The 7,623-nt window shown below is 68.1% G+C and carries 6 protein-coding genes; 3 read left to right on the top strand and 3 right to left on the bottom strand.

Going from position 1 to position 7,623, the window contains the following annotated elements; translation table 11 throughout:
* A partial coding sequence (locus VEC57_15560; protein HYC00550.1) for an ATP-binding cassette domain-containing protein occupies positions 1–388 on the top strand: 388 nt, incomplete at its 5' end.
* A gap of 73 nt (positions 389–461) precedes the next feature.
* On the opposite strand, the gene cysK is transcribed toward VEC57_15560, so the two are convergent.
* Positions 462–1,382 carry a cysteine synthase A gene (gene cysK / locus VEC57_15555; GenBank protein HYC00549.1) on the bottom strand — a complete coding sequence of 307 codons (921 nt, stop codon included), beginning with the start codon at positions 1,380–1,382 and terminating at the stop codon, positions 462–464.
* 78 nt (positions 1,383–1,460) lie between these two features.
* Between cysK and VEC57_15550 the strand changes: the two genes are divergently transcribed.
* Both VEC57_15550 and VEC57_15545 read left to right on the top strand, forming a co-directional pair.
* Positions 1,461–2,378: a TlpA disulfide reductase family protein gene (locus VEC57_15550; protein ID HYC00548.1), complete on the top strand. Its 918-nt coding sequence runs from the start codon at positions 1,461–1,463 to the stop codon at positions 2,376–2,378.
* A 27-nt stretch (positions 2,379–2,405) separates the two neighbouring features.
* Positions 2,406–2,933 carry a hypothetical protein gene (locus VEC57_15545; protein ID HYC00547.1) on the top strand — a complete coding sequence of 176 codons (528 nt, stop codon included), beginning with the start codon at positions 2,406–2,408 and terminating at the stop codon, positions 2,931–2,933.
* 162 nt (positions 2,934–3,095) lie between these two features.
* On the opposite strand, the gene VEC57_15540 is transcribed toward VEC57_15545, so the two are convergent.
* A complete protein-coding gene (locus VEC57_15540) occupies positions 3,096–3,710 on the bottom strand; it encodes a GNAT family N-acetyltransferase (GenBank protein ID HYC00546.1) in 615 nt (204 codons plus the stop codon).
* Between the two features lie 87 nt (positions 3,711–3,797).
* Complete coding sequence (locus tag VEC57_15535; protein ID HYC00545.1) at positions 3,798–7,589, bottom strand: penicillin acylase family protein; 3,792 nt, start codon at positions 7,587–7,589, stop codon at positions 3,798–3,800.
* Between the last annotated feature and the right edge of the window lie 34 nt (positions 7,590–7,623).

Below are 7,623 nucleotides of genomic sequence, written 5' to 3'. Positions count from 1 at the left end.
CGCGCGCTTCAACTTCCGCGGCGCGGACCAGCAGAAGCCGGTCGGTCAGCTCTCCGGCGGCGAGCGCGGGCGGCTCCACCTCGCGCGCATGCTGATGTCGGGCGCGAACGTGCTTCTCCTCGACGAGCCTTCCAACGATCTCGACGTCGAGACGCTGCGCGCGCTCGAGGAGGCGCTGCTCGAATTCGCCGGCTGCGTCCTCGTCATCTCGCACGACCGCTGGTTCCTCGACCGCATCGCCACGCACATCCTGGCCTTCGAGGGGAACTCGCAGGTCGTGTGGTTCGAAGGCAACTACCAGGACTACGAGGAAGATCGTCGCCGCCGTCTCGGCGCCGACGCCGACCGCCCGCACCGCATCAAGTACCGGCGCCTGACCGCCGCGTAGGCGTCCCCGCTCGCTGCGGCCGCGCCTTTCACGCGCCGCCAAGGACGGTGGCGCTGCTACTGTGGTGGCGCTGCTACTCGAAGGGAAGGAATCCTTCGGTGGTCAGATAGCGTTCGCCGGTGTCGTAGTTGAAACCGAGGATGGTGGCGCCGCTCGGGATGCTTGGCAGCTTCTGTGCGATTGCAGCCAGCGTGGCTCCTGAGGAGATTCCCACCAGCATCCCTTCTTCGCGCGCCGCGCGGCGCGCCATCTCCTTGGCATCTTCGGCGTCGACCTTGACCACGCCGTCCAGAAGGGAGGTGTCGAGGTTGGCGGGGATGAAGCCCGCACCGATGCCCTGGATCGGATGCGGTGCCGGGTCGCCGCCGCTGATGACCGGCGACGCCGAGGGTTCCACCGCGAACACGCGCAGCCGCGGCCACTTCTTCTTGAGCACCTGCGCGCAGCCGGTGATGTGCCCGCCGGTGCCGACGCCGGTGATCAGGACATCGATGCCATCGGGGAAGTCGTCGGCGATCTCCCGCGCGGTCGTACGCGCGTGCACCTCGGGATTGGCCGCGTTCTCGAACTGCTGCGGCATCCACGACTTCGGCGTCGTCGCCAGCAGCTCGCGCGCCTTGGCGATCGATCCGTTCATTCCCTTCTCGCGCGGCGTCAGCACGAAGGTGGCTCCGTATGCGAGCATGAGCCGGCGCCGCTCCAGGCTCATGCTGTCGGGCATCACCAGAATGAGCTTGTAGCCCTTGACGGCGGCCACCATCGCCAGGCCGATGCCGGTGTTGCCGGAGGTCGGCTCGATGATGGTCGAGCCCGGGCCGATCAGGCCCTCGGCTTCGGCAGCCTCGACCATCGACAGCGCGATGCGATCCTTGATGGAGCCACCGGGATTGCTGCGCTCGCTCTTGACGTAGACGACGTGAGACGAGCCGAAGAGGCGCTGGATGCGGATGTGGGGCGTGTTGCCAATGGTCTCGAGAATGTTGTCGGCTCGCATGGCTTTTCCTGTCTCGCGCACGCGCCCGTGTCCACTGACGGACCTGACTTCTCCGCTTTTTCGGGACACCATGGCGACATGAAGCGCATTCTCTCCGGGTTGTTGATCTTCGCCTCTCTCATGGCCACGCCCGCCCCTGCGGCGCAGACCCTGGAGGGGCAGGTGGTGTGCTGCGAGGACTGCTGGGCCGAGGCCGACCGCGGTCGGGTCGAGTTCGGAACCGCCGAGGACCTGTCCAAGGCCGCCGCGTGTGTGGCGGGTGGGGACGCAACGTTGCTGGCCGTTCGGGAAGGCGACGGCTTCGCGTTGTACCGTCTCGAGCCGCGCGCGTACCGTCTTCCGGGCAAGGACTGGCTGTCGATGATCGGAAATCACGTCCGCATCACCGGAGAGGTCTCCGGCAAGGGCCAGGAGAAGGTCGTGCACGTCGACTCGCTCGACCTGGTCAAGGCAAGCGTGGCGGCGCGAAGCGTCGGCGACGTGGCGGGCAAGGTCGTCGACCTGGCGCTGAGCGATCTTTCGGGCGCGACGCAGAGCCTGGCGGCGCTGCGCGGCCGCATCCTCATCGTGAACTTCTGGGCCACCTATTGCGCGCCGTGCCGAACGGAGATGCCCGACCTCGTGGCGGTCCAGAACCGGTATGCGGCGCTCGGCGTGCAGGTGATCGGCGCTGCCGCCGATACGGGCGACAGCAGGCAGGCGGTGCTCCAGTTCGTGCGCGAGACCGGCATCAACTTCCCGGTGTGGCTCGGCGCCACCACTGCCGACATGCAACGCTTCGGGCTCGTGGGCGCGCTGCCGGCAACGGTGATCATCGGCAAGGACGGGAGCGTCGTCCAAGTGATTCCCGGCGTCGTCGACCGATCCAGGCTCGAGGCGCAGATCGATGCGATGCTGGCGCAGGCCGACGCTTCCTCGGGCGACAGGAGCGAGCGCCACAGGGCCTCGCATGGGCCCGCTGCGCATTCCTCGGAGGTGTCGTCGGTCCCGAGTTGACCGGTTTGACCAGGCGAAGGCCGCGCCGTGAGCGGGGCAGGACAGACCGATGATGCGAAATGGACGTACGGTTTCCGCGTCATCCCCAATCAGATTTCCCGTGCGCAGTGGCGCAACACGCTGACCTATCGCCTGCACCCGCGCCTGATGGTCGGCATCGAGTACAATCCGCTGGCAAGCAAGGTCAGTCCCTTGTGCAATCTCGTTGCGGTCACCGAAACGCGAACGCGCCCGGCCGTCGTGCTCGGCACCAGCTCCGATCGCATCGGCACGCGGCATGGTCAGTCGTTCTACGGGACGGTGAGCAAGAACGTGCGCGAATGGACGCGGCTGCCGCTCGAGCCCTACGTCGGCGCTTCCTACGGCACCTATGATGATCGGGTGCGTCCCATCGGCGGCCTCAACGTGCGGTTCAATCCGCGCTGGTCGGCCACCGTGCTGTTCGACGGCGTACGCGTGCACTCGCTCCTCAACTACAGCTACGGGCGCCATCAGGTCGGGCTCGTGCTGGATCGCAGCTACAACCCGGGCATGAGCTACAGCGTCTCGTTCTGAGGCGACGATTCGCGCCGTCGCAGTGCAGCCGCCTCCTGCAGGCGCGGTGGCGGCGCCTCCCAGTTGCAAGACGGCCGAATCCTTCAGGGGCAACGCCAAGCGCCGCTCTTGCAACCACGTCGCATCCCTTCTGGCGCCGGCGGCTCGCCGTCGCCGCGCGAGCTACGGCGCTTTGCGGGAGGGCCGCCGCAGCATCAGCGGCATGCGCGGTCCGCCCGGAAAGCGCAGCTCGTCGAGGACGACGAAGCCGAAGCGCTCGTAGAACGGAACGTTGTCGGGGTCGGACGACTCGAGGTAGGCGGCAATGCCCTCGCGATCGCAGCGTTCCAGCATCGGGCGCAGCAGCGTCGTGCCGACGCCCGTGCCCTGACGCTCCGGGATCGTACCGAGCACCGTCAGATACCAGTTGGGCTGCTGCGCGGCGCGCCTGCGCTCCATTTCCAGGGTGGCGCGGATGCCGGCGGGCGTGCGGCTGCCCAGCAGACGCATCGTCGTCCACGCCAGCGCAAGCTGCGCGAGCGGCCCTGGCGCCGGCGCGTCGGGCGCCAGCCACAGCGCGGCGCCGGCGTGGTCGTCGGTGACGTGCACGATCCCGTGCGCCATCTCGCGCTCCACGCCGATGCGGAACAGGCCGCTGCCGACGCGCGCGTAGCGATCATCATCGGGCACCAGCCAGCGCACGAAAGGGTTGCGCGCGAACGCACGCGCGAGCAGCGCGGCGATCGCGTCGCCTTCGTCGCGGCGCGCATCGCGCACGACTGGCCGGCGGGCGTCCATGCGGCGCGCTTACAGGAAAAGCAGCCGACAAAAAAGGGCCGTGCCCTTGCGAGCACGGCCCGGATGCGGCAGCGGCGCCGGCCGCCGCTAGTTGTAGATGTAGGCTCCCGGCTCCGAGCCCGTCTTCAGCGATGTCCCGGCCTCGACCCACCGCCGTTCGTCGATGATGTTGCGCGAGATCGCGCTGCTGGCATCGTTGATCGTCACCACCAGCAGCATTCTCTTGCTCTGGCGGTTGCCGGGCAGGTCGATGCCCGCGGTCTTGAGTTTGAGCGACGAGGTCTTGAGGGGATCGTCGCTCAGCTTGAGCGAGACCTGCCCGAGGCCGCCGATGGCACCGGTGGGATCCTTGAACGAGAACTTCAGGCCGCTGCCGTCGTCGATCAGCGTGCCGGCGGGAATGGTGACGCCGTAGTACACCTCCTCGCTCTCGGTCTCGATGCGGATCGAGATCGTGTCGGCCGACTCGTCGAAGTCGAGCGAGCCGGTGCCGAACTTTCCGCCGAGCTTGAAGGAGTCCTTGGCCGGGTCGTTGGAGAACTTGAACGACCCCTTGACCTTGGCGAAGGCGCTGCCGAGGCGATCCTGGTCGAGCCCGTCGTGGCCGTCCAGCAGGCCATCGTCGTCGGTGTCGTCGTCGGTGGGGTCGGAGCCGCGCAGGAACTCGTCGATCAGGTCCGAGCCGTCCTCGTCGGAGTTGTCCGTGGCTTTGGCGGCGGTGTCGCCGAGGTACCAGCGCTCGAAGCCGTCGAACACTCCATCGCCGTCGGCGTCCTCGGAGCCGCCGGCCAGGTCCTCGGAGACGTGCAGCATCGGCAGGAAGCGCCAGTCGCGCCAGATCGGCTGGAAGTTGCTGACGTTGGGATCGATCGAGTCGAGCTCGACGACCACCGCCGGCAACACGAGCTCTCCCTCGATCATGCCGCTCTGCCCCAGCGGGAAGATGAACTCGCCGTTGACGTCGTCGCCGGCCTCGACGATCTGCTCGTAGGTGCCGCGGTTGCCCACCGGCGTCGGCGTGAAGCTCAGCTGCGAGTTGAGGTCGGAGAGCGGGTGGTTGTAGCTGCTGTTGCCGCGCGCGGAGTCGGCGGGAATGCCGCCGGTGGCCAGCGCCGACAGGGCGTCGCGCACCACCACGCGCCAGTCGGCGCCGTTGAAGTAGTCGCCCGAGTACTGCTGCGAGTAGGCGCCCGAGGGCGTTCCCGCGGCCGCATCGATGGCGTGCGTGACCAGATTCTGCGCGCGCGCTCCGGTCGGCACGCCCACCGCTGCGAGCTCGTCACCGTAGATTGTCGTGGCCAGGCTGTTGATGAGGCTGTTGAGGAAGCTCAGCTCGCCGGCCACCGTCGTCGCCGTCAGCGGGTCGTTGAACGCGCGTCCGTCGTCGGGCAGCCCGTCGTGGGCCTCGAGCGCCGCCAGCACCGTGTCGACGGCGGGATTGCCGCCGTTGCCGACCGCATCGACCGCCTCGCGCAGTCGCGGCACCAGATGGCGCCCGTACTTGCCGCGCCCGTCCAGCCCCGCCAGGTCCTTGTTGAGCTGGCGCTGCTCGTCGCGCGTCCAGGAGCTGTCGGCGGCAAGCCGCTCCAGGATGAACGTCACGCGATGCTCGCGGCCGAAGGCATCGCCGTCGTCGGCGGTGCCGGCCTTGTTGTTCCAGTTGGCGATGTAGCCTTCGGCCGGATTCATCGCCTCGGGCATGCCCACGACCTCGTAGACTTCGAAGAGATCGCCAGGGGCCGGAGTGATGCCCCACGGATATTCGAGCGTGACGGTGTCGGTCGTGTTGGCGGCGATGCGGCGGGTCTGCTTGCCGCCGGTGCCGCTGATGATCGAGAGGATGAACTCCTGTCCCTGCTGGGTCGGATTGTCGTAGCGGAAATTGATCGGATCGGGGCTCAGGTCGCCCGGGAACGTGCCCGCGGTCGAGGTCACGGTGGTGGCCGTCGCGGAGACCACCGCGCCGCTGGCGACGAGCAAGGGATTGGCGACCGTGCCGTCCAGCGGCAGCAGCTTGTCGGAGCCGTCCTGACGCTTGCGCGAATAGCCGGAGGACTGGTAGCCGATGTTGCCGGCGCCCGCGTCCGTGCCCACGCCGTTGAAGGCCTGGTTGTCGGCGGCGAAGAAATTGTGCGTGCTCGGGATCAGGCGCACGGCTTCGCGAATGTCCATCGCGCTGGCGGCGCGCTGGAACAGCGAGAACGCCCACGCCGTCGTCGACTCCTCCAGCCATGCGCCGCTGTCGGCCGCCGAAGCGATGATGTCGTTGCCGCTTTCGACCGCGACGTACACCGAGCCCGAAGCCGGCGCGGTCGTGAAGGGCGTCGCGACGGTCAGCGTCGTGCCGGAGGCGCCGGAGATGGCGCGGATCTGCCCGGCGCCGGTGCCGTCGGTGATGAGGACGTGGCCGCCGATCAAGGCGGCAGCGAACGTCGCCTGATTGTCCACCAGCGTCGTGGCAGTGCCGCCCTCGGCGGTGCCTTCGGCGTCGCCTACGAAATCCAGCACCGGGCGCGAGCCGCCGTTGCCGCCGCGCTCGTGCGTGCGCCAGAAGACGACGTTGCGGAAGCTGGCGCCGCCGGTGAGGATCTTCTCCGTGCGCTTCTTCATCTGCGCCGGCGTGCCCTCGTCGTTGTAGCGGACGTTATCCGTGTTCTCGCCGATGACCTGCTCGAAGAAGGTGTCGATGATGCGCAGCTGTGCGGTCGTCGTCGTGAAGGCGACCGAGTCGGTGTGGCCGATCAGGATGTAGGGGCCGCCGACGAATTCCATGCCGTTGCCCATGATGCCTTCGCCCGAGCGGTTCTCGGCGTAGTGCATCAGCGAAGGCGTCTGGATCCCGGTCTGCGGAAAGCCGCCGAGCCATGGATTGCCGGTCGCCGAGCGGTTGGCCGCGATCAGCCACGCGTAGCTGCCGAGCTTGGGCCAGGCGCTCCAGCGCTTGAGCGTCTCCTCGCGCAGGCTCGCGCGCGCCTTGATCTCTTCGGCCGAGGCCTTCCAGTCCTTGCCTGCCCAGCGCCGCGCGCGCTCGGCATCGACCTTGTCGATGCCCGCCACGGCGTCGCGCAGGTCGAGCACGTTGGCCAGCGGACCGCCGTAGCCGGGCGTGGTCGCATCGGGAACCGAGATCGGCGCCAGCGGATCGTTGAGGAAGTTGAGATCGCGCCACACCTCCTCGCCCGAGCTCATGCCGAGCGCGTCCTGCAGCTTGATCAGCTCGGAGAGGCGGTTCTGCTCCTCGAATGTGTTGAGGCCGAAGTTGCGGACCTGCAGCACCGCGATCGACATCGCCATCTCGGGCGTGAACTGGTAGCCGCCATTGGGACGCTGCGGGTCGGCGCCGCCGGGAGCCTTGTAGTAGGGATCGACCTGGTCCGAGACATTGGTCGCGTTGCCGAACAGGTCATTGTCCAGATTGAGGATCGAGTGCCGCAGCACCGAGATCTCGAGCGGCTCGTCCTCCTCGCCATCGTAGATGGCATCGATGGTGTCGTTGACGCCGTCGCAGTAGGCGAGGAGCAGCGCCTGCGTGGCCGGCGGCAGGTGCGTGAACATCGAGTTCAGCTCCGAGCTGGTGTAGCCGCCGATCCGGGTCTCGATATCGACATCGACGAAGCTCGGATCCAGGGCTCCGAAGGCCTGGGCCAGCGTTCCGCGTCCTGCGCGCGACAGCAGGATGAGCTGGCCGAGCCGGTCCTTCGCGATCTCGCGTCCGTTCTCGCGCGCCAGCTCGATGTCGGTGTCGGCATAGAAGTGGGGCAGGCCCCAGGCCGGCTCGCGAACGGTGGTGGCCGCGCCGAGGGCGTTGGTGGTCAGCAGAAGAGTAGCCGTGGTGCCGGCGGCAACGTGCCGGGCACCCGACATCAGAAGCCGGGTCATGCGCATCGTGGTCCTCCCCGAAGGATTGGTCCGG

This window comes from Candidatus Limnocylindrales bacterium, assembly GCA_035626395.1.
Lineage (GTDB): Bacteria > Desulfobacterota > Binatia > UBA1149 > CAITLU01 > DASPNH01.
The sequence above is the reverse complement of the archived record's forward strand: the minus strand, read 5'-3'. Positions and strand labels throughout refer to the sequence as shown.

What these genes read in the sequence shown, in the direction of transcription:
- VEC57_15550 (HYC00548.1), top strand. Translation starts at nt 1,461, where the DNA reads ATGAAGCGCATTCTCTCCGGGTTGTTGATCTTCGCCTCTCTCATGGCC.
- VEC57_15535 (HYC00545.1), bottom strand. Translation starts at nt 7,589, where the DNA reads ATGACCCGGCTTCTGATGTCGGGTGCCCGGCACGTTGCCGCCGGCACC.
- cysK (HYC00549.1), bottom strand. Translation starts at nt 1,382, where the DNA reads ATGCGAGCCGACAACATTCTCGAGACCATTGGCAACACGCCCCACATC.
- VEC57_15540 (HYC00546.1), bottom strand. Translation starts at nt 3,710, where the DNA reads ATGGACGCCCGCCGGCCAGTCGTGCGCGATGCGCGCCGCGACGAAGGC.